18 protein-coding genes are annotated in these 21,681 nt (G+C 63.4%); 11 read left to right on the forward strand and 7 right to left on the reverse strand.

Going from position 1 to position 21,681, the window contains the following annotated elements:
- Window positions 1-21: 21 nt before the first annotated feature.
- The 3 genes from glmU to RCO31_RS14270 all read left to right on the forward strand — a co-directional run bounded on the left by glmU (window position 22) and on the right by RCO31_RS14270 (window position 4,202).
- Window positions 22-1,383 (forward strand): bifunctional UDP-N-acetylglucosamine diphosphorylase/glucosamine-1-phosphate N-acetyltransferase GlmU, encoded by a 1,362-nt coding sequence (gene glmU, locus RCO31_RS14260; protein ID WP_308969064.1) that lies wholly within the window; start codon window positions 22-24, stop codon window positions 1,381-1,383.
- Between the two features lie 125 nt (window positions 1,384-1,508).
- Window positions 1,509-3,335: a glutamine--fructose-6-phosphate transaminase (isomerizing) gene (gene glmS / locus RCO31_RS14265; RefSeq protein ID WP_308969065.1), complete on the forward strand. Its 1,827-nt coding sequence runs from the start codon at window positions 1,509-1,511 to the stop codon at window positions 3,333-3,335.
- A 105-nt stretch (window positions 3,336-3,440) separates the two neighbouring features.
- Window positions 3,441-4,202: a DUF502 domain-containing protein gene (locus tag RCO31_RS14270; RefSeq protein ID WP_374991482.1), complete on the forward strand. Its 762-nt coding sequence runs from the start codon at window positions 3,441-3,443 to the stop codon at window positions 4,200-4,202.
- Window positions 4,203-4,217: 15 nt separating this feature from the next.
- Here the strand turns inward: RCO31_RS14270 and recG are convergent, their stop codons facing one another.
- Window positions 4,218-6,317 carry an ATP-dependent DNA helicase RecG gene (gene recG / locus RCO31_RS14275; protein ID WP_308969066.1) on the reverse strand — a complete coding sequence of 700 codons (2,100 nt, stop codon included), beginning with the start codon at window positions 6,315-6,317 and terminating at the stop codon, window positions 4,218-4,220.
- A gap of 89 nt (window positions 6,318-6,406) precedes the next feature.
- Here recG and RCO31_RS14280 point away from each other — a divergent pair, with 89 nt between their 5' ends.
- From RCO31_RS14280 to RCO31_RS14300, 5 genes are all read left to right on the forward strand, one after another.
- Window positions 6,407-6,697, forward strand: coding sequence for a succinate dehydrogenase assembly factor 2 (locus tag RCO31_RS14280; protein ID WP_308969067.1), 291 nt, complete (start codon window positions 6,407-6,409; stop codon window positions 6,695-6,697).
- Window positions 6,694-10,218: a transcription-repair coupling factor gene (mfd, locus tag RCO31_RS14285; RefSeq protein WP_308969068.1), complete on the forward strand. Its 3,525-nt coding sequence runs from the start codon at window positions 6,694-6,696 to the stop codon at window positions 10,216-10,218. Before RCO31_RS14280 ends, mfd begins: the two co-directional genes overlap by 4 nt.
- 146 nt (window positions 10,219-10,364) lie before the next feature.
- The gene (locus tag RCO31_RS14290; RefSeq protein ID WP_308969108.1) at window positions 10,365-10,679 is read left to right on the forward strand and encodes a metalloregulator ArsR/SmtB family transcription factor; all 315 of its coding nucleotides are present in this window, start codon (window positions 10,365-10,367) and stop codon (window positions 10,677-10,679) included.
- Entirely contained in the window at window positions 10,676-11,026 is a 351-nt protein-coding gene (locus tag RCO31_RS14295; RefSeq protein ID WP_308969069.1) for an SRPBCC domain-containing protein, read from the forward strand. The genes RCO31_RS14290 and RCO31_RS14295 overlap by 4 nt, the downstream gene beginning before the upstream one ends.
- 43 nt (window positions 11,027-11,069) lie before the next feature.
- Entirely contained in the window at window positions 11,070-11,675 is a 606-nt protein-coding gene (locus RCO31_RS14300; RefSeq protein ID WP_308969070.1) for an ATP-dependent Clp protease proteolytic subunit, read from the forward strand.
- A 42-nt stretch (window positions 11,676-11,717) separates the two neighbouring features.
- Here RCO31_RS14300 and RCO31_RS14305 read toward each other — a convergent pair whose 3' ends face one another.
- The 3 genes from RCO31_RS14305 to RCO31_RS14315 form a co-directional block, all read right to left on the reverse strand.
- A complete protein-coding gene (locus tag RCO31_RS14305) occupies window positions 11,718-12,959 on the reverse strand; it encodes a GGDEF domain-containing protein (RefSeq protein ID WP_308969071.1) in 1,242 nt (413 codons plus the stop codon).
- A 92-nt stretch (window positions 12,960-13,051) separates the two neighbouring features.
- On the reverse strand, window positions 13,052-14,578 hold the full coding sequence (locus RCO31_RS14310; protein ID WP_308969072.1) for a class I adenylate-forming enzyme family protein: 1,527 nt from the start codon (window positions 14,576-14,578) through the stop codon (window positions 13,052-13,054).
- Window positions 14,562-16,277, reverse strand: coding sequence for an extracellular solute-binding protein (locus RCO31_RS14315; RefSeq protein WP_308969109.1), 1,716 nt, complete (start codon window positions 16,275-16,277; stop codon window positions 14,562-14,564). The genes RCO31_RS14310 and RCO31_RS14315 overlap by 17 nt, the downstream gene beginning before the upstream one ends.
- A 428-nt stretch (window positions 16,278-16,705) precedes the next feature.
- On the opposite strand from RCO31_RS14315, the gene RCO31_RS14320 reads away from it, so the two are divergent.
- Complete coding sequence (locus RCO31_RS14320) at window positions 16,706-17,485, forward strand: invasion associated locus B family protein (RefSeq protein WP_308969073.1); 780 nt, start codon at window positions 16,706-16,708, stop codon at window positions 17,483-17,485.
- A gap of 71 nt (window positions 17,486-17,556) precedes the next feature.
- Here the strand turns inward: RCO31_RS14320 and RCO31_RS14325 are convergent, their stop codons facing one another.
- Window positions 17,557-18,588, reverse strand: a complete 1,032-nt coding sequence (locus RCO31_RS14325) for an NAD(P)-dependent alcohol dehydrogenase (RefSeq protein WP_308969074.1) — start codon at window positions 18,586-18,588, stop codon at window positions 17,557-17,559.
- A gap of 109 nt (window positions 18,589-18,697) precedes the next feature.
- Between RCO31_RS14325 and RCO31_RS14330 the strand changes: the two genes are divergently transcribed.
- Entirely contained in the window at window positions 18,698-19,615 is a 918-nt protein-coding gene (locus RCO31_RS14330; protein ID WP_308969075.1) for an AraC family transcriptional regulator, read from the forward strand.
- Window positions 19,616-19,677: 62 nt separating this feature from the next.
- Here the strand turns inward: RCO31_RS14330 and RCO31_RS14335 are convergent, their stop codons facing one another.
- A complete protein-coding gene (locus RCO31_RS14335; RefSeq protein WP_308969076.1) occupies window positions 19,678-20,130 on the reverse strand; it encodes an Lrp/AsnC family transcriptional regulator in 453 nt (150 codons plus the stop codon).
- Between the two features lie 116 nt (window positions 20,131-20,246).
- On the opposite strand from RCO31_RS14335, the gene RCO31_RS14340 reads away from it, so the two are divergent.
- Window positions 20,247-21,224: a nucleoside recognition protein gene (locus tag RCO31_RS14340; RefSeq protein WP_308969110.1), complete on the forward strand. Its 978-nt coding sequence runs from the start codon at window positions 20,247-20,249 to the stop codon at window positions 21,222-21,224.
- Window positions 21,225-21,306: 82 nt separating this feature from the next.
- Here RCO31_RS14340 and hspQ read toward each other — a convergent pair whose 3' ends face one another.
- The gene (gene hspQ / locus RCO31_RS14345; RefSeq protein WP_308969077.1) at window positions 21,307-21,636 is read right to left on the reverse strand and encodes a heat shock protein HspQ; all 330 of its coding nucleotides are present in this window, start codon (window positions 21,634-21,636) and stop codon (window positions 21,307-21,309) included.
- Window positions 21,637-21,681 lie beyond the last annotated feature (45 nt).

A 21,681-nucleotide genomic window follows, 5' to 3' on the forward strand; every position in this document is an offset into this window, starting at 1 on the left:
TTCTCGGCTCGAAGGGATCGAATGACGGAACGGACCTGCCTGACCGTGGTGCTTGCCGCCGGCGAGGGAACGCGGATGCGCTCATCGTTGCCGAAGGTGCTGCATCCGGTTGCCGGGGTCAGCATGCTTGCGCAGGTGCTCGCTGCCGCCCCGCACGGGGCGGGGCAGCGGCTCGCGGTCGTGATCGGTCCCGGTCGCGATGACGTGGCGGCTGAGGTCAGGCAGGCGCGCGCGGACGCTGCGATCTGCGTCCAGCGCGATCGGCTTGGGACCGCGCACGCGCTGCTCACTGCCGCCGATGAGATCGGCCGTGGCGCCGATGATCTGATCGTCGTTTTCGGCGACACGCCGCTGATCTCGTCGACGACGCTGACGCGTCTGCGCGAACCGCTGGCACAGGGGGCGGCCGTCGTCGTGCTTGGATTTCGCGCCGTCAATCCGACCGGCTACGGACGACTGCTCGCGGAAGGCGATCGGCTGATCGCCATTCGCGAACATGCCGATGCCAGTGAGCAGGAACGCGCGATCGCGTTGTGCAATGGTGGCGCGATGGCAATCGACGGCCGCCTCGCGCTGCAACTGCTTCAGAAGATCGGCAACGCCAACGCCAAGGGTGAGTACTACCTCACCGACATCATCGAGATCGCCAACCAGAGCGGCATGAAAGCATCCTTCATCGAAACCACGGAGGACGAAGTGCGTGGCATCAACACCAAAGCGCAACTCGCCGAAGCCGAAGCGGTGATGCAGCAGCGGCTGCGCCAAGCCGCCATGGAGGCGGGCGTGACGCTGATAGCGCCGGAGACCGTCTATCTCGCCGCCGACACGAAGTTCGGCAAGGACGTTGTGGTCGAGCCGTTCGTCGTGTTCGGGCCCGGCGTGGAAGTCGACGATGGCGCCGTCGTGCACTCGTTCACGCACGTGGTCCAGGCGAAGATCGGCAAGAAGGCGTCGGTCGGTCCGTATGCGCGGCTGCGGCCGGGCACGGTGCTCGGGGAAGGGGCGAAAATCGGCAACTTCGTCGAGACGAAAGCGGCGGCGATCGACGCCGGCGCGAAGGTCAACCATCTGACGTATATCGGTGACGCGCATATCGGCGCGAACGCGAACATCGGCGCGGGCACGATCACCTGCAATTATGACGGCTTCGACAAATATCGCACCGAGATCGGCGAGGGCGCCTTCATCGGCTCGAACTCTGCGCTGGTCGCGCCGGTGACGATCGGAGCCGGCGGTTATGTCGGCTCGGGCTCTGTCGTAACGACGGATGTGCCGGCCGATGCGCTGCGCATCGAGCGTGCCGATCAGACGACGAAAGATGGCTGGGCCAAGCGCTTTCGCGAAACGAAGATGCGCGAAAAGGCGGCAAGAGGCTCGAAATAGTTGAAGCAAACCTTAACCGTGCCGCAACAACCGCGTCGCAATCGGCAATAAATTTTGAGTAACGCCGCCTTAAGTTGAACAGCTAAGAGTAGCCCTTACATTCGACGCTTAAGGACGCTGACCGCATGTGCGGAATTATTGGAATTTTGGGACACGGACCAGTCGCGGAGCAGCTCGTCGACTCGCTCAAGCGGTTGGAATATCGCGGCTACGATTCAGCCGGCGTGGCGACGCTCGAAGGCGGTCGGCTCGTGCGGCGCCGCGCCGAAGGCAAGCTGAAGAACCTGGAAACACGTTTGCAGCGCGAGCCGCTGAAGGGGCACAGCGGCATTGGTCACACGCGCTGGGCGACGCATGGAAAGCCGACCGAACACAATGCGCATCCGCACGCGACGGAGCGTGTCGCGGTCGTTCACAACGGCATCATCGAAAACTTCCGCGAACTGCGCGAGGAACTGGAAAAAGCCGGCGCAAAGTTCGTCACCGAGACCGACACCGAGACGGTGCTTCAGCTCGTCGACAGCTATCTCGCGAAGGGGCTGACGCCGGTCGACGCCGTCAAGGCGGCGTTGCCGAAGCTGCGCGGCGCGTTTGCGCTCGGCTTCATGTTCGCCGGCGAGGACAATCTCATCATCGGGGCGCGCAAGGGACCGCCGCTTGCGATCGGCTATGGCGACAAGGAAATGTATCTCGGCTCGGACGCGATTGCGCTGAGCCCGTTCACCGACAGGGTGAGCTATCTCGAAGATGGCGACTGGGTGGTGATGTCGCGCGAGGGCGCGACCATCCGCGACGAGCACGGCACCGTCGTGCAGCGCCCGATCATCAAGTCCGCCGCATCGAGCTTCCTGATCGACAAGGCGAACTATCGCCACTTCATGGCCAAGGAAATTCACGAGCAGCCGGAGGTGGTGGGCCATACGCTGGCGCGCTACTTCGACATGGCCACCGAGAAAGTGGCGCTGCCCGAGAGACTGCCATTCGACTTCGCCAAGCTCGACCGCATCTCCATCTCTGCCTGCGGCACCGCCTGCATCGCCGGGCAGATCGCAAAATACTGGTTCGAGCGGTTGGCGCGCCTTCCGGTCGACGTCGACATCGCCTCGGAGTTTCGCTACCGCGAAGCGCCGCTGCGCAAACAGGATCTGGCGATCTTTATCTCGCAATCGGGCGAGACCGCCGACACGCTTGCCGCGCTGCGTTACGCCAAGGAGCAGGGCCAGTATGTCCTGTCGATCGTCAACGTACCGAGTTCGACTATCGCGCGTGAGAGTGACGTGGTGATGCCGACGCTGGCGGGACCGGAGGTTGGCGTCGCCTCGACCAAGGCGTTCACGTGTCAATTGACAGTGCTGGCTGCGCTGGCAATTGCGGCGGGCCGGGCCCGCGGCGTGCTGTCGGAGGCGGACGAAACAGCTCTCGCGCATGCGCTGGTTGAGGTGCCGCGCCTGATGGTGGCGACGCTGGCGCTGGAAGCCCAGATCGAGCATCTCGCCCGTGATATCTCCAAGCGTTCCGATGTGCTCTATCTCGGCCGTGGCACCAGCTATCCGCTCGCCATGGAAGGCGCGCTGAAGCTGAAGGAAATCTCCTACATCCACGCGGAAGGATATGCCGCAGGCGAGTTGAAGCACGGGCCGATCGCGCTGATCGACGAAAAGATGCCGGTGGTCGTGATTGCTCCGTTCGACCGGATCTTCGAGAAGACCGTCTCGAATATGCAGGAGGTGGCAGCGCGCGGCGGCCGGATCATCCTGATCACCGATCCGAAGGGAGCCGCCCATGCCACGGTGGATTCGCTGGAAACCATCATCCTGCCGGAGATGCCGGCAACCGTGACGCCGCTGGTTTACGCCCTGCCGGTGCAGCTGCTAGCCTATCACACAGCTGTCATCATGGGCACGGACGTGGATCAGCCGCGGAACCTTGCGAAGTCGGTAACCGTCGAATAACCAAGCGCGAAGGCACGCACCTCGCAAATTCGGCGGGGTTTCTGCTAGAACGGCCGCGAGGGGTGCGGTTAAGGGAACGCCCGATTTTGCCGCGATGATAGTTGGATGAGCATGGATACTGACGCGCCACCGCCGGAGCAGGTGGAGGAGGCGCCCAAGCACGGTCTCGCGGCCCGGCTGCGAACCTATTTTCTGACTGGCCTGGTCGTTGCGGGACCCGTGCTGATCACGATCTATCTGACCTGGTCGTTCGTGACCTGGGTTGATGATCTTGTGCGGCCACTGATGCCCGCGCTGTACCGGCCGGAAAACTATCTGCCGTTCAGGGTTCCAGGCTCGGGCCTGATCGTCGCCATCGTCGGTTTGACGCTTTTGGGGTTCCTGACGGCGAACCTTGCCGGCCGTACGGTCGTCGAGCTCGGCGAGATGGTGCTCAATCGCATGCCGATCGTGCGTGCGATCTATCGCAGTCTCAAGCAGGTCTTCGAGACGCTGTTCTCGGGCAAGGGCTCGAGCTTCCGGCGCGTCGGCCTGGTGGAATTTCCAGCGCCCGGCATGTGGTCGATCGTGCTGATCTCGCAGCCGCCCAACAGCGAGGTTTCTGCGAGCTTGCCTGGCAAGGAGGACCATATCTCGGTGTTTCTGCCATGTGCGCCGAACCCGACCACCGGCTTCTTCTTCTACGTACCGAAGAGCGGCGTGATCGAGATCGACATGACCACCGAGCAGGCGGCGACGCTGATCATGTCGGCCGGCGTGGTGCAGCCAGGCACCGATCCGAAGAAGAGCATCGTCGCGCTCGCCGAGCTCGCGAATGCGGCAAAGGCCGCACAGTCGAACGCGCCGAAAAAGGCCGACGTGCCGTAGGGTGGCGCGCCGTCTTCATCCGGCGCCCAACAGCGGTATCGCTTCATCGCGTTCGAACAGATAGAGCAGCATCCGCAGCGCCTGACCGCGTTCGCCTTCCAGCTTCGGATTTTCGCGCATGATGCTGGCGGCTTCCTCGCGCGCCTGCGCGATCAGTTGTGCATGCACGACGGGCTGCGCGATACGGTAGCCGGGGAGGCCGCTCTGTCGCGTGCCCAGCACATCGCCTTCGCCGCGCAACTTCAGGTCTTCCTCGGCGATCCTGAATCCGTCGGTGGTCTCGCGGATGACCTTCAGGCGGGCTTTCGACATCTCGCCGAGCGGCTCCTTGTACAGCAGGATGCAGGTCGAAGCCTCGCGGCCGCGCCCGATCCGTCCGCGTAACTGATGCAGCTGCGCCAGCCCGAAACGTTCGGCGTTCTCGATCACCATGATCGTCGCATCCGGTACGTCCACGCCCACCTCGACCACGGTGGTCGCCACCAGCACACTGATGTCGTGCGCAGCGAAGCGCGCCATGACGCGGTCCTTTTCCGGTCCTTTCATCCTTCCATGGACGAGACCCACGCGCTCGCCGAAGCGTTGCTGCAGCACCTTAAAACGCTGCTCTGCGTCGGTGAGGTCGACCTCCTCGGATTCCTCGACCAGCGGGCAGATCCAGTAGACCAGCTTGCCGGCGTCGACCGCCCGGCCGACCGCATCGATCATTTCCTCGAGGCGATCCATCGGCACCGCACGGGTGTCGATCGGCTGCCGGCCGGCAGGCTTTTCGCGCAGCTCGGAAATATCCATGTCGCCGAAAAAGGTGAGCACCAGCGTGCGCGGGATCGGCGTTGCGCTGAGCACCAGCATATCGACGGCGTCGCCCTTGTCGGTCAGCGCCAGCCGTTCGCGCACGCCGAACCGGTGCTGCTCGTCGACGATCGCGAGCGCCAGTGACTTGTAGACCACATCATCTTGGATGATGGCGTGGGTACCCACCAGAAGATCGATGTCGCCCGCGGCGAGACGTGCGAGGATCTCCTTTCGCTCCTTGCCCTTCTCGCGCCCCGTCAGGATTGCGACACGCATGCCGGCGCGCTCGGCGAGCGGGGCGATGGTCTTCAGGTGCTGGCGGGCGAGAATTTCGGTCGGCGCCATCAGCGCCGATTGCTTGCCGGTCTCGGCCACCGCCGCCGCCGCTAGCAGGGCGACGACCGTCTTGCCCGAACCGACGTCGCCCTGCAGCAGCCGCAGCATGCGCAAGGGCTGACCAAGGTCGCTGGCGATGGCAGCTGCGGCTTCCTGCTGCGAAGCCGTCAGCGCGTACGGCAACGCGTCGATGACCTTTCGGCGCAGGTGACCATCGCCGGCGTTGCGCACGCCTGCAGGCCGGCGAAGCTGCGCCCGCACCACGGCGAGCGCGAGCTGGCCCGCCAGCAGCTCGTCATAGGCGAGGCGCCGCCAGAACGGGTGATCGGGAAGAATATCGTCGGGTTGTTCCGGGAGGTGAATGCGCGTCAGCGCTTCGGTGAAGGAGGGAAGCTTCGCCCGCCGGATCACGTCCGGGCCGAGCCACTCGGGCAGCTGCGGAATTTTCGGCAACGCCATCGCAATGGCGCGGCGGAGCGCGCCGAGCATCAGTCCCTTGGTCAGGGGGTACACCGGCTCGATCGACGGCATCTTCGCAAGGCCCGCCTCGTCCACCACGCGATCGGGGTGCACGATCTGCAGTATTCCATCGAACATCTGCACCGTACCCGACACGTACCGCTTGCTGCCGACCGGCATCAGCTTTTCCAGGTACGATCGATCGCCGCGGAAGTAGGTCAGCACCACGTCGCCGGTCTCGTCGCTGGCATAGACGAGATAGGGCGCGCGCGCGTTGCGCGCCGGCGACGGGCGATGCCGGTCGATGGTGACGTCGAGCGTCACCACGGTTCCGGCCGCCGCGTCGCGAAGCTTCGGACGCGCGCGGCGGTCGATCACGCTGGCGGGCATGTGAAGCAGCAGGTCTATGAGCCGCGGCGTCTCCGACCGGTCGAGCAGGTACCGGAGCAACGTGTCCTGTTTTGGTCCGACGCCGGAAAGGCTCGTGACCGGCGTGAAGAGGGGATTGAGCAAAGTAGGGCGCATCGGAGGCTGACAATAGCGCTCGCGGGCGCTATATGACAGCCGCCCGGCACGTCCGGGCTTTTGGCGTTGTGGATTGGTCCGGATTTGACATGACAGGAACGACAAGATCGAGCGACGGGCTCGACGATCGGCGGAAGAGGCTTCTGTTCCGCTGCTGGCACCGCGGCACCCGCGAGATGGATTTGATCGTCGGCCGTTTTGCCGATGCGCATCTGGCCGACCTGTCGGACGCGGAGCTCAGCCAGCTCGAGCAATTGATCGAACTGCCGGATCCGGATCTCTACGCCGCGCTGACTGGCGCTCGCGCCATTCCGCCCGCCTTGGCCGGCAGCGTATTCGAGCGGATGCGGACATTTCGCGTCTGGGAAGCGGGCAGATGAGCGGTCCGCGTCAAGTGAAATCCCCGGCCGATCTGTTGCGGTCGGGTCACGCCCTGACAGTTTCAAATGTCGCCGACGGAGCCGAAGGGCTGATCCTCGCCGATCTTGCGCGTGCCATTGCGGCGCGGCGCAAAGGCGAGCCCGTCAGTCTCGCCGTCGTCTGTCGCGATGGGCCGCGCATGGCCGAACTCGTGCGGGCGCTGGAGTTCTTCGCGCCCGAGCTCGAGTTGCTGCAGTTTCCGGCCTGGGACTGCCAGCCTTACGATCGTGTCTCACCGCATGGCGGCATTCTTGCGCAACGGCTGACGACGCTGGCGCGGCTGTCGCGCCTGAAGGGCAGTGAAAAGCCGCTGATGGTGCTGACAACCGTCAACGCGATCACCCAGCGCGTGCCGACGCGCCAGACGATGGCGGCTCAGGCGTTGTCGATCGCGCCCGGCCATGTGATCGGCATGGACGGGGTCGTCGGCTGGCTCGAGCACAATGGCTACCAGCGCGCCTCGACCGTGCGTGAGAGCGGCGAGTACGCGATACGCGGCGGCATTCTCGACCTGTTTCCGGCCGGCCTCGATCAGCCGGTCCGACTCGATTTTTTCGGCGACACGCTGGAGTCGATCCGCACCTTCGATGCCGAATCCCAGCGCACGCTTTTGGACATGCGCGCCCTCGACCTGATGCCGGTGTCCGAGTTTCAGCTGGTCACTGAAACCATCCGTCGCTTTCGCATGGGCTACGTCGCAGCCTTCGGCGCGCCGGAGCGCGACGACCCGCTGTACGAGGCGGTCAGCGAAGGCCGTCGCCATCCGGGCATGGAGCACTGGCTGCCGCTGTTCCACGAACGGATGGAAACATTGTTCGACTACCTCGGCGAGGCGCCGATCGCGGTCGAATACCAGAGCGAGGACGTCGCCAGGGAGCGCTTTAAGCAGATCGAAGACTATTATGAGGCTCGGCGCGAGGCGATGTCGCAGCCGGGAGGCGGCGCGCCTTACAAGCCGCTGCCGCCGGACAAGCTTTATCTGACCGAAAAGGAGTGGTCGAAGCGCCTTGGCGAAGCGGCGTTGGCGCGACTCACGCCCTTCGCCGTTCCAGAAGGCGATACGGGCGCTATCGATGCCGGCGCGCGACAGGGGCGAAATTTCGCACCGGAGCGAAGCGACACGTCGGTCAACGTCTTCGAGGCCGTGGTTGCGCATATCCAGGCTTTGCAGGCGCAGCGCAAGAAGGTGACCGTTGCGCTCTGGGGCGAGGGGTCGCGCGAGCGCATGGCGCACGTCCTGAAGGACCATAAGCTGCACAACACGGTGAACGTCAATGCCTGGCGCACGGTGCTGGCGACGCCACGCAACGAGGTGACGCTTGCGGTCGTCGGCATGGAAGCCGGCTTCGAGACCGACGACGTCGCCATCATCACCGAGCAGGACATTCTTGGTGACCGGCTGGTGCGTCCGCGCCGCGCCGGCCGCAAGGTCGAGAACTTCATTTCGGAGGTGACGAGCCTTTCGACCGGCGATCTCGTCGTGCATGTGGATCACGGCATCGGCCGGTTCATTGGCCTGCAGACACTCGATGTGGCCGGCGCGCCGCATGACTGTCTCGAACTGCATTACGCGAACGAGACGAAACTGTTTCTCCCGGTGGAGAACATCGAACTGCTGTCGCGGTTCGGCTCCGAGCAGGCGGGCGTCGAACTCGATCGGCTCGGCGGCAGCGGCTGGCAGGCGCGCAAGGCCAAGCTCAAGAAGCGCATCCAGGAGATCGCCGGTGACCTGATCAAGGTCGCTGCCGAGCGCATGCTGCACGAAGCGCCGAAACTGCCGGTGCCGGCCGGCACCTATGACGAGTTCTGCGCGCGATTTCCGTATGAGGAAACCGAGGATCAGCTCACCGCGATCGATGCGACGCTGCACGACCTCGAACTTGGCCGTCCGATGGACCGGCTGGTGTGCGGGGACGTGGGTTTCGGCAAAACCGAGGTCGCGCTGCGCGCAGCGTTCGCGGCCGCGCTGGACGGCAAGCAGGTTGCCGTGGTCGTGCCCACCACGCTCCTGGCGCGCCAGCACACGAAGACTTTCGGGGAACGCTTCAAGGGATTTCCGGTGAACGTTGCCCAGGCCTCTCGCCTGGTCGCCGCGAAGGAGCTTACGCAGGTCAAGAAGGGGCTGGCCGACGGAACCATCGACATCGTCGTCGGCACGCATGCGCTGCTCGGCAAATCGATCCAGTTCAGGGATCTTGGCCTCTTGATCGTGGACGAGGAGCAGCATTTCGGCGTCTCGCACAAGGAGCGGCTGAAAAAGCTGCGGTCCGAGGTGCATGTGCTGACGCTGAGCGCGACGCCGATCCCACGCACCCTGCAGCTGGCGCTGACCGGCGTGCGGGAATTGTCGATCATCGCCTCGCCGCCGGTGGACCGGCTGGCCGTGCGCACCTTCGTCGCCCCTTTCGATACGCTGATGGTGCGCGAAGCACTGCTACGCGAGCGCTATCGCGGCGGCCAGGCGTTCTATGTCTGCCCGCGTATCGATGATCTCGCCGAGGCGAAGGATTTTCTCGACAAGCACGTGCCGGAGATGAAGGTCGCTGTGGCGCACGGCCAGATGCCGCCGGCAGCGATCGAGGACATCGTTTCTGCCTTCTATGACGGCAAGTACGATATCCTTTTGTCAACGACGATTGTCGAATCCGGTCTCGACATTCCCAATGCCAACACGCTGATCGTTCACCGCGCCGACATGTTCGGCCTGGCGCAGCTCTATCAGCTGCGCGGCCGGGTGGGGCGTTCGAAGTTGCGCGCTTACGCACTGTTCACGTTGCCGGCGCAGCGCAAAATCACGCCGCAGGCAGAGCGACGGCTGAAGGTGCTGCAATCGCTCGAAAACCTCGGCGCCGGTTTCCAGCTGGCCTCACACGACCTGGACATCCGCGGCTCGGGCAATCTGCTCGGCGAGGAACAGTCCGGCCACATCAAGGAGGTCGGTTTCGAGCTCTACCAGTCAATGCTCGAGGAGGCGATCACCAACCTCAAGGCGGGCCTGACGACGCCGGTTGCCGACCGCTGGTCGCCGCAGATCACGCTCGGCATGCCGGTGCTGATCCCCGAGGATTATGTCGCTGATCTCTCGGTGCGGCTGTCACTGTACAGGCGGCTCGGCGACCTCGACAATGAGGAGGATATCGAGAACTTCGGTGCAGAATTGCACGACCGGTTCGGCACCTTGCCCGACGAGGTGCGGTATCTCTTCAAGGTGGCCGCGATCAAGAACTACTGCCGGAGAGCCAATGTCGAGAAAGTCGACGCCGGCCCGAAGGGCGTGGTGTTGACCTTCCGTGACAACAGCTTCGCCTTTCCTGATCGCCTCGTCAGCTTCATTCGCGAGCAGGGCCCTGCAGCTCGCGTCAGGCCTGACATGAAGGTCGTGTTCTTCGAGGACTGGAGCGACGCCGACGGGCGCGTGAAGGGCACGACGGATATTCTGCGACAGCTCGCCAACCTCGCGGAGAACCGGAAGGCGGCGTAGCTCGACTGTAGCCCGCATGAGCGTAAGCGATATGCGGAAACGGCGATGCGGGCGGAGATGGCGACCCGCATGTCGCTGCGCTCATGCGGGCTACGAGTTTTCTCATGGCGCTTGCACGACAGATAAGCATATGCTTATCTATCGGCATGATCGAGAATGACATCTTCAGAGCTCTGGCGGATCCAACCCGCCGCGCAATCTTCGAGAAGCTGGCAAGCGGTGCCATGAACGCCAGTGCTTTGCGGGAAGGTATGCAAATCAGCCAACCGGCCGTGTCGCAGCATCTTTCGGTCCTGCGCGGCGCGAGGCTGATACGTGAGGAACGGCAGGGCCGTTTCGTCAACTACGAGGTCGATCCGGAGGGCGTGGCACTGATCGCTGGTTGGTTGACGAAGTATCGTGCCTACTGGCCGGCACGGATCGACGCGTTGAAGGCTTTGCTGAAGGACATGGACCAATGAACGAGATAAAAGCCGACGCAAAGACGCAGGATCTGGTGCTCGAGTATGAACTCGACGCGCCGCCTGAAAAGGTTTGGCGAGCGATCAGCATTCCCGCATTTCGCGACAAATGGCTGCCGACGGAAGCATTGGCGAGCGCCGAGCCCGTCGCTTTGGCGCCAGGCGAGGAAATTCGTTACAGCATTCGAGAGGACGAGCCGCCCTTCCTCGAAAGCGTGGTGACGTTTCAAGTGAAGCCCAACGCCGAAGGCGGCACCCATCTTAGAATTATCCATAGGTTGATGGGCGCGCGACGGGTCCCGCAGGCTGCAAACAGCAACTGGCCGTGCCTCATGCGCGCCGCCTGACGCCTCGCCTCAACACCGAACATTTCGAAAGAGGAGTTCGCCCATGCGCGAAGCGATGCAACTCGTCCCTATGGTCGTCGAACAATCCAGTCGGGGAGAACGGTCCTTCGACATCTATTCGCGGCTCTTACGCGAGCGGATCGTGTTCCTGAACGGGGAGGTCAATGACACGGTATCCGCGTTGGTCTGTGCTCAACTGCTGTTCCTGGAGGCCGAGAACCCGAAGAAGCCGATCAATCTCTACATCAACTCGCCCGGCGGTGTGGTTACAAGCGGCTTCGCCATGTATGACACCATGCGATACATCAAAGCGCCGGTGCATACGCTCTGCATGGGAACGGCCCGCTCCATGGGATCATTTCTGCTGATGGCGGGCGAGGCGGGCCAGCGCGCGGCATTGCCCAATGCGAGCCTGCACGTTCATCAACCGCTGGGCGGCTTCCAGGGGCAGGCGTCAGATGTCCTCATCCATGCCGAGGAGATGCGGCGGACCAAGCGTCATATGATCCGGCTCTATGCTGAACATTGCGGGCGCACCTATGCGGAGGTCGAGCGCACCCTGGATCGGGACCACTTCATGACGCCACAGGAAGCGCTGGAGTGGGGCCTGATCGACCGGATCCTCACGGAGAGAGACGTCGGCATCTAAGATGGCAGCGCCAGGCAGATGCTCCAGCCGGCCCTGCGGCGTCTACGACGCCGCGCGCTGACTGATGCCGTGGAGCCGTTCCAGCACAGCTTCTGCCGAGTCGTTGGCTTTCAACGTTGCGAGGGTCACGTGCGCGTCCATGCGCGCTTTGCTGTCGGCGCTCAACATGGTGTGCTTCAGCACGCTGGCGAGGCGGCGGACGATGACATTCGCCATGCGCAGGTCGGTCTCGGCGAACGCAGCAATGATCGAGCCGTCGGGCTGAAGGGTCGCAAAATCCATCCGCCGCATCAGCCGGCCGAGAATGCGTGCGGCATCCAGGCTTGTGCGGGCGTCAGCCCGCTCGAACGAGAAGCGGGCGGCCGAGAACCCGCCACCACGCTCGGCGATATCGGATACCGCCTTGGTAAAATCCTTCTCGAACGCTTCCAGGGTCAGGAGCCCGGTGCGCGGGTCAAGGACACCGCCGGCCTCGAGCGATTTCAGCGCACGGTTGAGGCGGGATTCGAACGCCTGCTGACGGATCAGGGGAGCCGCGTTGCCGACGATCTGTTGCGGCCCGCCGCGGACGACTTCCAGGTTGGCCAGCTCGTAGCTGGGTTTCACGCCGGCAACGCCGCCGGCAACGATGACCGGCAAATTCCGGAAGCGGGTATCTTCGGACAGCACCGTCAGGAACGCATCGACGATGCGTGGGCTGAATCCTTCGCCGACGATCACGCCGTCGATGTCGCGGATGTTGAGATGCTTCGCGCCTGCCTCGATGCTCAGCGCGCCGACGATCCCCATTTGCTCGCCAAGCGCGATTGAAAGCGCAGGGTATGATGCGCCGCGCCCAACAAGGAGCGCAGTCGCCTCCTGCAGCGGGTCGGTCTCGGGAAGGATTGAAGCGGCCTTGTCCGGCTCGTCCAGCCGGCGCAGGACCGTCGCGTGCAGCGTACGTACCCTCAGCGCTGCGTTGGCACGGGCCGGCAGGCGAGCAAACGTCGGATCGGATCCGTCGAACGGCAAGGCATTCGGTGGTGGTGTTGCGAGTTCGCCGATCACGATCAGCGGCACATAAGGTTGCGCGTGCGCGACGGATCTTGCGAGTTCGTTCAGATGATCAGTGCAACCATCTGAAACTTCGGCGACAATCAGGGCCGGCTGGAGTTCGGCAACAGCTGCCTGGACGTCCATCCACTGGGATTCGACAACAGGAAATGCTGCTGCGTCGGCGAGGGTGTCGGCAAATGCGGGGCGCCCGTCGCGCGCAACAACGATGATAGGGCCTTGCTGGGACATCGGCGGAGTTCGGGGAGTGATGCCCACCCAATCTAGCCGCGTAGGCTTAATAGGCCGTCAACGTGCGGCCAATGCCTACGCCGGCTTGCCGATCAGGACGACGTCCGGTCGCGGAAGGCCTCGACCATCAACGGATTGAGGCCAAGTTGCGCCAACGCGGCGCGGGCGCGCGAGTTGTCGGTCGCGCGGCCCGCAAGGCGGTGGCCGCTGACACGATCGGGCAGCGCGGTCAGCATGCCGCCCTGCGGCAGGCGCTGCGCCCAGTCGTTCAGGTCGTTGGTGAGGAAGCGATAGCCGCCTACGCTGACGACCCCGGAAGGTGGCGCCGTGATGCAGATTGCTCCGGTCGTGCGATCCAGCCGCGCGGCGTAGCCGGTGTCGACGTGATCGGGCATGGTACGCGGAGCGAGACCGTCGCGGGAGGATCGCGGCGGGGCGTAGGCTGCGACCGGGACCATGGCCCCGCGCAGCGCGAGCGTACCCTGCGGGGTGACGAATGCCTCGCCTGCTGCCGACGAACTCGGGCCTCGATGCAGAGCTGATGCCGGCAGAACGGCGGCCGCTGCGCCGTCGGTCTCGCGCGGCAGGGCGAACAGGCCGGCCTCACCGAACACGTGAAGGTCGCTGAAGCGTTGCGCCCCGGTCCAGACCGCGCTTGAGGCGATCTGTTCGGGCGTGCGCCACAGACCGATCAGCTGCGTCAACGATGAGGCTTCGGCGAACGCGCCTGTCTCGCCGAGCCGCAGCGCCAGCGGCGCCGGCGCGACCAGGGTCTCGCAGCGCTCACGCGCCATTTGGGCAAGAAGCACGTCGGCATCGAACGGGTGATGAAACGTCAGCGAACCGCCGGACAACAGCCAAGTTACCGTCGATGCGCAGATGCCGGCGAAGCTCGACGGCATCACCGCTGACATCAGGCGCGCTCCAGGCTCGACGGCGGTTGCGAGAAAGACCGCAAGTCCGCCGGCGATGATCTGCATCTGTGTCCGCGGCACCGCGCGCAAGCCTTCCGGCGTCGTGTCGAAACTGATGAAGTTGGCCCGGCTTGGATCGCGCTCGGAAAGCGCGTGAACGGGATGCCGGCCGAAGGCGACCTCGTCGAGCGCCACCATGCCCTCCGGAACACCGGCGCCGAACATGCAGACATGGCGGATGGAGAAGGCTTCCGCAGCCGCATTCATGGCGATTTCCGCATGATCGACGCTATCGATCCACGTCGTGCCGACAATACAGCGTGCACCGATCCGGTTGAGCGCATCGGTCAGTTCCGCCTGGCGCCAGAGCTGCGGCAAGGGCGCCACCACCAGCCCGGCACGCGCCGCAGCCAGCAGCGTCAACGTAGCTTCGATCGTATTCGGCAACTGGACCGCGACAATAGATCCGACCGGAAGTCCGGCCTCGACGAAATGCGCGGCAATGTTGGAAACAACTTGGTCCGCCTGCGCGTAAGTCAGCCGGCGAGGCTCTTGGCCGGTCACGCGCACCTTGTCGAATGGATCGATAAGCGCTTCGGCGTGCGGTTTGCGTCCCACGCTACGGCGGAACAGGTCGTCGAGCGACGGCGCGTTCGCCAGCGGTTCAACTGTTCGGCCAAGGAAATGGCTATTGCCGTCTTGCATCAGGTGCCTGCCACCAGGTTTCGGGGAGAATTCCGATCAATGAGGAGTGTTTCGGCCGCTCCACGCGCGTCCATCGGCCAAGCCACTGGCTCGGGACATTGAACACCGGGATGGTATAGAAGCCCGACATCAGCACGCGGTCGAGCGCACGGACGGCCGCGATGAAACCGCTTTGGTCGCGCGTTTCCAGCATCGCGGCGATCATCGCGTCGACTGCAGGACTCTTGACGCCCATGTAGTTCCGCGTGCCCTGATTGTCGGCCGCCGAGCTGCCGAAATAGAAGGCCTGCTCGTTGCCGGGCGAGAGCGACTGATCCCAGCGGTTCTGGATCATGTCGAAGTCATAGGCGAGGCGGCGTTGATCGAATTGCACCGCGTCGACGACGCGAACCGATGGCACAATTCCCGCTCGCTTCAGGTCGCGCGCATAGGCGAGCGCGATCCGCTCCTGATCGCGCGTTGTCGTCATGATCTCGAAGGTGAATGGCTCGCCGGTCGTCTTCTTGCGCAGGACGTTGTTGGATACCTCGTATCCGGCCTGCGCGAGCAGCGTGAGAGCGCGCCGGAGCGCTCCGCGGTCGCGTCCGCTACGATCGCTGGAAGGCAGCCTGAAGGTACCTTCCATGATGTCGGCACGTACGTCGTCGGCGAACGGCTTGAGAAGCGCTCGCTCACGTTCATTCGCGGGCACACCGTAGGCCGACAGCTCGGATCCGGCAAAGTAACTGCCGGAACGCCGATACAGATCGAAGAAGTAGTTCCGGTTCATCCACTCGAAGTCGAAAAGCAGCAACAGCGCCTCGCGTACGCGAATGTCAGCGAATTGCGGGCGGCGGGTGTTGAACACCAGGAAATCTGACGGTTGGGGCGAGCCGTTGGCAATCACTTCCTTCACGACCTGGCCCGACTGCATCGCCGGAAAGTCGTAGCCCGAGCTCCATCGCAGCGGTTCGGTCTCGATGCGAAAATCGTAGAGGCCGCGCTTGAACGCTTCGAAGGCGGCATTCGACTCGCGAAAGAACTCGAAGCGGATCTCGTCGAAATTCCAAAGGCCGCGATTGATCGCCAGATCGCGGCCCCAGTAATCGGGATTGCGCTGCATCACGACGCTGGAGCCGGGCCGTACCTCGCCGAAGCGGTACGGGCCTGACCCGATCAATGGCGTCATCGAGGTGTGCTCGAAGGTGGCCTCGTCCGTCGCATGTTTGGGCAGGATCGGCATCAGGCCCAGGATCAACGGCAATTCGCGATCGCTGGCGCCCGTAAGGTCGAAGCGCACGGTGCGCGCATCGAGAGCCTCGGCGCTCACGACCTTGGAATAGTAGAGGCGATGGTTCGGCCGGCCCTTGGTGCGCAACAGCTCTTGTGAGAACAGCACGTCCTCCGCCGTCACCGGCTTACCGTCCGAGAAGGCCGCCTTCGGGTTGATCCGGAACGTCACGTAAGAGCGCGCGTCGTCCGTTTCGATGCTTTCGGCGAGCAACCCATAGAGCGTGAATGGTTCGTCGTGGCCGCGTGCCATCAGGCTTTCGATGACGTGGCCCCGGGTCTGCTGCAACGGCACACCCTTGACGATCATGGGGTTCAGGCTGTCGAACGTTCCGAGCACGCCGACGACCAGATGGCCGCCTTTGGGGGCATCCGGATTGGTGTAGGGCATGTGTGTGAAGTCAGCGGGGAACGCCGGTTCCCCGTGCATCGCGATTGCGTGGCGGATCCGGTTGGCCGACGGCTGCGTTTGCGCTTGGGCGACGATGTCGAACAGGGTGAGCGCCAGTCCGCAGGCAAGGGCCAGTGGCCAAGCATTGCGCCACTTGCCGTTGCTCGACCAGCGCGTCCCCTCCGCCAATGGCGCGTGCCGATTTGCAGCGCAACGGGTGATGATTCGCTCTGTTCCCATGCATGAATCTACCATAGGCGGTGGTGATGCTGTGGCTCGCAACCTTTCTTGAAGCTTGTCGGCATTGATCTTTTTGGCGGGCCTTGTATTGAAGGCGGGCGTCAAGCAAGAGGTGGTCGGCCCGGTCACGCTGCCGCCCCATTTGGCGACGAGACAGCCGATCGAGGCCCCGTTTTCCGCGGTCAGATCGCGGTCGATAGATACGATCCAGGAAAGGGTTTTCCGCAATGAATAGCCGTCTCTTGTCCGCGATGGCATTGCCGCGCGGGCGGGTTATCGCCGCCCTGGTTGCCGGTGCAGCTTTTGTAGCGCTGCCGGCGGGCGCGCAGCAGCCGCCGGCCCAGCAGCCTGCTCCGAAGGCGGCCCCGAAGGCTGCGCCCAAGGCGCCGCCGGCCGCGAAAAAAGATGCGACGCCACCTGCAGCCGCTCAACAGCAGCAACAACAGCCCCCCGCGCAGCAGCAGGATCAGGTTCAGCTGATCTACTCGCCCTGGACGAAGTTCTGCCTGAAGGGACAGGATGCCAACGCCAAGCAGGTCTGCTTCACCGGCAAGGACGGACGAATTGAGTCGGGCCAGCCGGTGGTCGCGGCCGTGATCATCGAGCCGGAAGGCGAGCCGAAGAAGGTTCTGCGCGTGACGCTGCCGCTCGGCATGCAGCTCGTGCACGGCACGCGCGTGATCGTCGATTCCAACCAGCCGCAGCAGAGCCCTTACGTGATCTGCTTTGCGAACGGCTGCATGTCTGACTATGAGGCCACGCCTGAAGTGCTCGGCAACCTGAAGAAGGGCCAGAACCTGATCATTCAGGCGATCAATGCCAATGGCCAGCCGTTGACGCTGCCGCTGCCGCTTGCCGACTTCGGCAAGGCCTATGACGGTCCGCCGACGGACCCGAAGGTCTTTGAGGAGCAGCAGAAGAAGCTGCAGGAAGAGCTTCAGAAGCGAGCCGAAGAGGCGCGCAAGAAGCTTGAGGCGCAGCAGCCGGCTCCCGCGGCAAAGCAGTAACGCCGACCGGTAAACTACAGAGCAAAGAAAAGGCGCGCAGCAATGCGCGCCTTTTTCGTCTTACACTGATCCTACTCGTGCGAGACCACGACCTTTCCAAAGTGCTTTTGGCTCTCGAGATAACGATAAGCCGACTTCGCGTCCTCGAATGGAAACACCCGATCGATGACCGGGCGGAGCTTTTGATGCGTGATCGCGCGGTTCATCAGCTCGAAGTCCTGTCGGCTGCCGACGCCGATGCGGCGTAAGCTGACAAGACCGCGCTGCAGCGCGGTCATATCGAACGAGCCGCCTTTGCCGGCGAGCACGCCGATCAGCGACACCTGGCATTCAGGTCCCGCGCAGGCCAGTGAGCGGGCAAGGGTGCCGGCCCCGCCGACTTCCACGACGCAGTCGACGCCCCGGCCGTCGGTTGCCGATCTGACTTCGCGCTCCCAATCCGGCGTGGTGCGATAGTTGATGACCACATCGGCGCCAAGTTCGCCCAAGCGGGTCGCCTTCTCGTCGCTCGAGGTGGTTGCGATGACACGGGCGCCGAACGCCTTGGCGAGCTGGAGGGCGAAGATCGACACGCCCCCGGTGCCCAGTGTCAGGACCGTCTCTCCCGGCGCAAGCTGACGCGGCGCCGTCAGCGCGCTCCAGGCAGTGACCGCGGCACATGGCAAGGTGGCGGCTTCTTCGAACGACAGGTGCGGCGGGATCGCGACCAGGGCTTCCTCATTCAGGACCTTGTAATCCGTGAGCAGTCCGTCGCGCCCGGCGCCTACGTGCTCGCCCGGGGCGAAGCGGCTGGCCAGATGCTCGTGCGTGATCCGGCCGGCGATCCACTTCGGATGAAATGTAGCCGCGACGCGGTCGCCAACTTTGAAGCGACTGGCGCCTTCGCCGAGTGCCACCACTTCGCCGGCGCCGTCACTCAAGGGAATGACGCCCGGCGTCACCGGCTGGAAGTAGGCGTTGTTGAGGATCATCAGGTCGCGGAAGTTGAGTGAGGTCGCGCGGATGCGCACCGCCACTTCCCGAAGGCCCGGCTTCGGATTGGGGGCCTTTCGAACGACCAGGCCATCGACGCTCCCGGGGGATTCCAGATGATACGCTCTCATCAGACGCGCTCCTTGCTTTTCAAGTTTGAGGTTCGGCGCCCAGTATGCTGGAGTATCAGTCTTTGAGAGTCCGCCTTCGTTGTTCATTCCTCCAAGATTTTGAGCGTGCATGGATCCTTTGGAAGAAGTGTTCAGGTCGATGCGGGTGGAGAGCGCGCTTTACGGCCGGCTCGAGGCGACAGCCCCGTGGGCGGTTCGCTTCACCGGAGACCAGCGGATCAAATTCGGCATGGTCGCCAGGGGCGCCTGCTGGCTGTCAGTGGACGGCGAGCGACAACCGATCGCGCTGCGCAGCGGCGACTGCTTCGTGCTGACGGACGGCCGTTCGTTCTCCGTGGCAGACGACCCGGCCACGCCACCTCGCCCTTGCATCGAGGTGCTGCATGACGGGCCCGGGCGGCTCATGGCGCTTGGCGGCGGAGGGCCTGCCGCGACCTTGATCGCAGGCTGGTTCGGGTTTGATGGTCACGGCGGAAAGCCGCTCTTTGCAGAACTGCCGCCGGTTCTCCATGTCGGCATGGACGAGGAGCGAGCTCGTGCACTCCAGGCGACGTTGGATCTGCTGGCGCTGGAGACCAGCGAAGAGGGTTTGGGCGCCGGGATCGTCACCAAGCGTCTTGCAGATATCATCCTGGTTCAAACCATCCGGACTTACGTCCACAAGACCGGCTGGCAGCGAACCGGATGGCTGGCCGCTTTGACTCAGCCAAGGCTCGGCGTTGCCGTGCGCGCCATGCACCATCAGATTGACCGAGCCTGGACCGTCGACGAACTCGCCTCGATTGCCGGCATGTCGCGCTCCGCATTTGCCGCGGCCTTTCGCGAGAAAGTTGGCGAAGCTCCGCATGCCTACCTGACACGGTGGCGGATGTACAAAGCCGGCTGCTTGATCCGCGGCGGCCGAGTCTCGTTGGCGCAAGCGGCGAGGGCGGTCGGCTACCGGACCGACAGCGCCTTCAACAGGATCTTCCAACGGCACTACGGCGTTACGCCTGCAGCCTATCGACGTACGTTGGCCGCGTCCTGACACGTACGTCATCTCGATGAGCGCAACGAGCGAGACAGAAAGACCTGTCACGGCGGCGTTAATTATAGCGGGACCGCTGTTTCGTTCTTTGCAGTTCGGATCACCATCATGGTGAAGAATCGCGCAACATTCGTCTGGTCCCGAAACAGCCGATCACAAAGTGCATCGAATTCCTCCATATCACGGAGATGCAGCATCAGGACGACGTCAACTTCCCCTGTGACCGCATAAGCCTGCGCCACTGCGTCCTCTCTGATCGCGAGATCGAGGAACCGGCGCATGTATTGCTCGCCGTGAAGCTTCAGTTCGACCGTGACCAGGGCCTTCAACATGCGCCCGGTCCTAGCGGAGTTCAGAATTGCGACAATCCGGTCGATGACGCCGGTCTGGCGCAGCCGTCGGATACGGCGCAGGCAGCTCGAAGGAGACAGTCCCACCTCGTCGGCCATGTCGGCGTTCGTTCGTGACGCATCGCGTTGCAGCAGATTCAGAAGCCTTCTGTCGATCCGGTCCATGCGCCTCTCCAAACTCGCGCGCTTAGGGTGCAATAAAATTGCATCCAGGTGCAATTTTTGACCGCAAATGCGAACGGGATCGGGCTAGAGCACGTCGGCAACAACACGGAGAGCCGATGTCAGCGCTCAGATTTGCAGTCCGCAAGCGCCTGCAAACACTGCAAATTTATTGGGAACTCGTTCGCATCATCGTTCCGGTCACGATCGTGACCGAGGTGATGTCGCGGACCGGGCTGATCGAGGCAGCGTCTCCGTCCCTGGCGCCGGTCATGGGGCTTTTCGGTCTACCACCGGAACTGGGGCTGGCCTGGCTGACCGGCATGCTCGTGGGCATTTGGGGCGCCGTTCCCATGATCTTCACGCTGGTGCCGGTGGCATCGATGAGCGTTGCGGATATGACTGTTTTCTCGGCACTTCTGCTTTTCGCGCATGGTCTGCCGATCGAGCAGAAGATCATTCAAAAGGCCGGACCGGGATTTGCCGTCACGACACTGATCCGCGTTGCCGGCGGCGTCCTCTACGCCATGATGCTCCATCATCTGCTCGCCGCCACCGGCTGGCTGTCGCAAACGCTGGACCCGACTTGGATTCCGGTGGCGGCCTCTACCGATTGGACCGGCTTCTTCACCGGGCTGATCGAAGCGCTCATCTTCATGCTCGTCATCCTCATGGCCCTCGCCTGGGGATTGGAGATTCTGAAGTTGTCGGGGCTGATGGCGCTGTTGATGAAAATCCTCACGCCTTCGTTGCGCATCGCCGGAATAGAGGGCGAGGCCGGGCAGTTCACCGCCGTGGGCCTGTTTCTTGGCATCTCCTATGGAGGCGGATTGCTGATCCGCGAAGCACGGTCAGGCAATGTGTCACCCCGGCAGGTCTTTGTTTCCTGCGTCTTCATGGGGTTCGCACATAGCATTATCGAGGACACGCTGATCGTCATGGCGCTGGGCGCAGACGTGATCGGTGTGCTTGCCGGACGGATTGTTTTCGCGATCGCTGCAACCGCTCTGATTGCGTGCCTCGTTCGATCACTCCCAGATGAGAGCTTTTTTAGATGGGCATTTTTGGCAGAGCCAGACAGCCCGCAGATGAGATGAAGCGTGCCATGCGAGCAGATTATCACGGTCGTAGCCGCCGTGGGGGAGCCCTTCGGCAGGTCGCGAAAGCCGGAGTTCGGTATCAGTTCAGCGAGGGATTACGCGGGCGGTAGCTGCCCGACTTGTCTTTCACGAAGATTTCGGCGACCTGCGAGTGCCGCACCGGTTCTCCGGAATCGTCAGGCAGAAGGTTCTGCTCCGAGACGTAGGCGATGTACTCGCTGTCGGAATTCTCGGCGAGCAGGTGATAGAACGGCTGATCCTTATGCGGACGAACTTCCTCGGGGATCGACAGCCACCATTCCTCGGTGTTGTTGAATTCAGGATCGATGTCGAAGATCACGCCGCGGAACGCAAAGATGCGGTGGCGGACGATCTGGCCGATCTGGAATTTGGCAGTTCTGGTTTTCATCGCACCTCGTCGAATAGACCAGGATTGTGGCCGATGCTAGTGCTC

Origin of the sequence: Bradyrhizobium sp. LHD-71, assembly GCF_031157255.1 — a bacterium.
In the GTDB taxonomy this organism is placed as follows: Bacteria; Pseudomonadota; Alphaproteobacteria; order Rhizobiales; family Xanthobacteraceae; genus P52-10.

Bases quoted from the DNA above. Each gene is read 5' to 3' on its own strand.
- glmU (WP_308969064.1), top strand. From the start codon at position 22: ATGACGGAACGGACCTGCCTGACCGTGGTGCTTGCCGCCGGCGAGGGA.
- glmS (WP_308969065.1), top strand. From the start codon at position 1,509: ATGTGCGGAATTATTGGAATTTTGGGACACGGACCAGTCGCGGAGCAG.
- RCO31_RS14270 (WP_374991482.1), top strand. From the start codon at position 3,441: ATGAGCATGGATACTGACGCGCCACCGCCGGAGCAGGTGGAGGAGGCG.
- recG (WP_308969066.1), bottom strand. From the start codon at position 6,317: ATGCGCCCTACTTTGCTCAATCCCCTCTTCACGCCGGTCACGAGCCTT.
- RCO31_RS14280 (WP_308969067.1), top strand. From the start codon at position 6,407: ATGACAGGAACGACAAGATCGAGCGACGGGCTCGACGATCGGCGGAAG.
- mfd (WP_308969068.1), top strand. From the start codon at position 6,694: ATGAGCGGTCCGCGTCAAGTGAAATCCCCGGCCGATCTGTTGCGGTCG.
- RCO31_RS14290 (WP_308969108.1), top strand. From the start codon at position 10,365: ATGATCGAGAATGACATCTTCAGAGCTCTGGCGGATCCAACCCGCCGC.
- RCO31_RS14295 (WP_308969069.1), top strand. From the start codon at position 10,676: ATGAACGAGATAAAAGCCGACGCAAAGACGCAGGATCTGGTGCTCGAG.
- RCO31_RS14300 (WP_308969070.1), top strand. From the start codon at position 11,070: ATGCGCGAAGCGATGCAACTCGTCCCTATGGTCGTCGAACAATCCAGT.
- RCO31_RS14305 (WP_308969071.1), bottom strand. From the start codon at position 12,959: ATGTCCCAGCAAGGCCCTATCATCGTTGTTGCGCGCGACGGGCGCCCC.
- RCO31_RS14310 (WP_308969072.1), bottom strand. From the start codon at position 14,578: ATGCAAGACGGCAATAGCCATTTCCTTGGCCGAACAGTTGAACCGCTG.
- RCO31_RS14315 (WP_308969109.1), bottom strand. From the start codon at position 16,277: ATGCACGGGGAACCGGCGTTCCCCGCTGACTTCACACACATGCCCTAC.
- RCO31_RS14320 (WP_308969073.1), top strand. From the start codon at position 16,706: ATGAATAGCCGTCTCTTGTCCGCGATGGCATTGCCGCGCGGGCGGGTT.
- RCO31_RS14325 (WP_308969074.1), bottom strand. From the start codon at position 18,588: ATGAGAGCGTATCATCTGGAATCCCCCGGGAGCGTCGATGGCCTGGTC.
- RCO31_RS14330 (WP_308969075.1), top strand. From the start codon at position 18,698: ATGGATCCTTTGGAAGAAGTGTTCAGGTCGATGCGGGTGGAGAGCGCG.
- RCO31_RS14335 (WP_308969076.1), bottom strand. From the start codon at position 20,130: ATGGACCGGATCGACAGAAGGCTTCTGAATCTGCTGCAACGCGATGCG.
- RCO31_RS14340 (WP_308969110.1), top strand. From the start codon at position 20,247: ATGTCAGCGCTCAGATTTGCAGTCCGCAAGCGCCTGCAAACACTGCAA.
- hspQ (WP_308969077.1), bottom strand. From the start codon at position 21,636: ATGAAAACCAGAACTGCCAAATTCCAGATCGGCCAGATCGTCCGCCAC.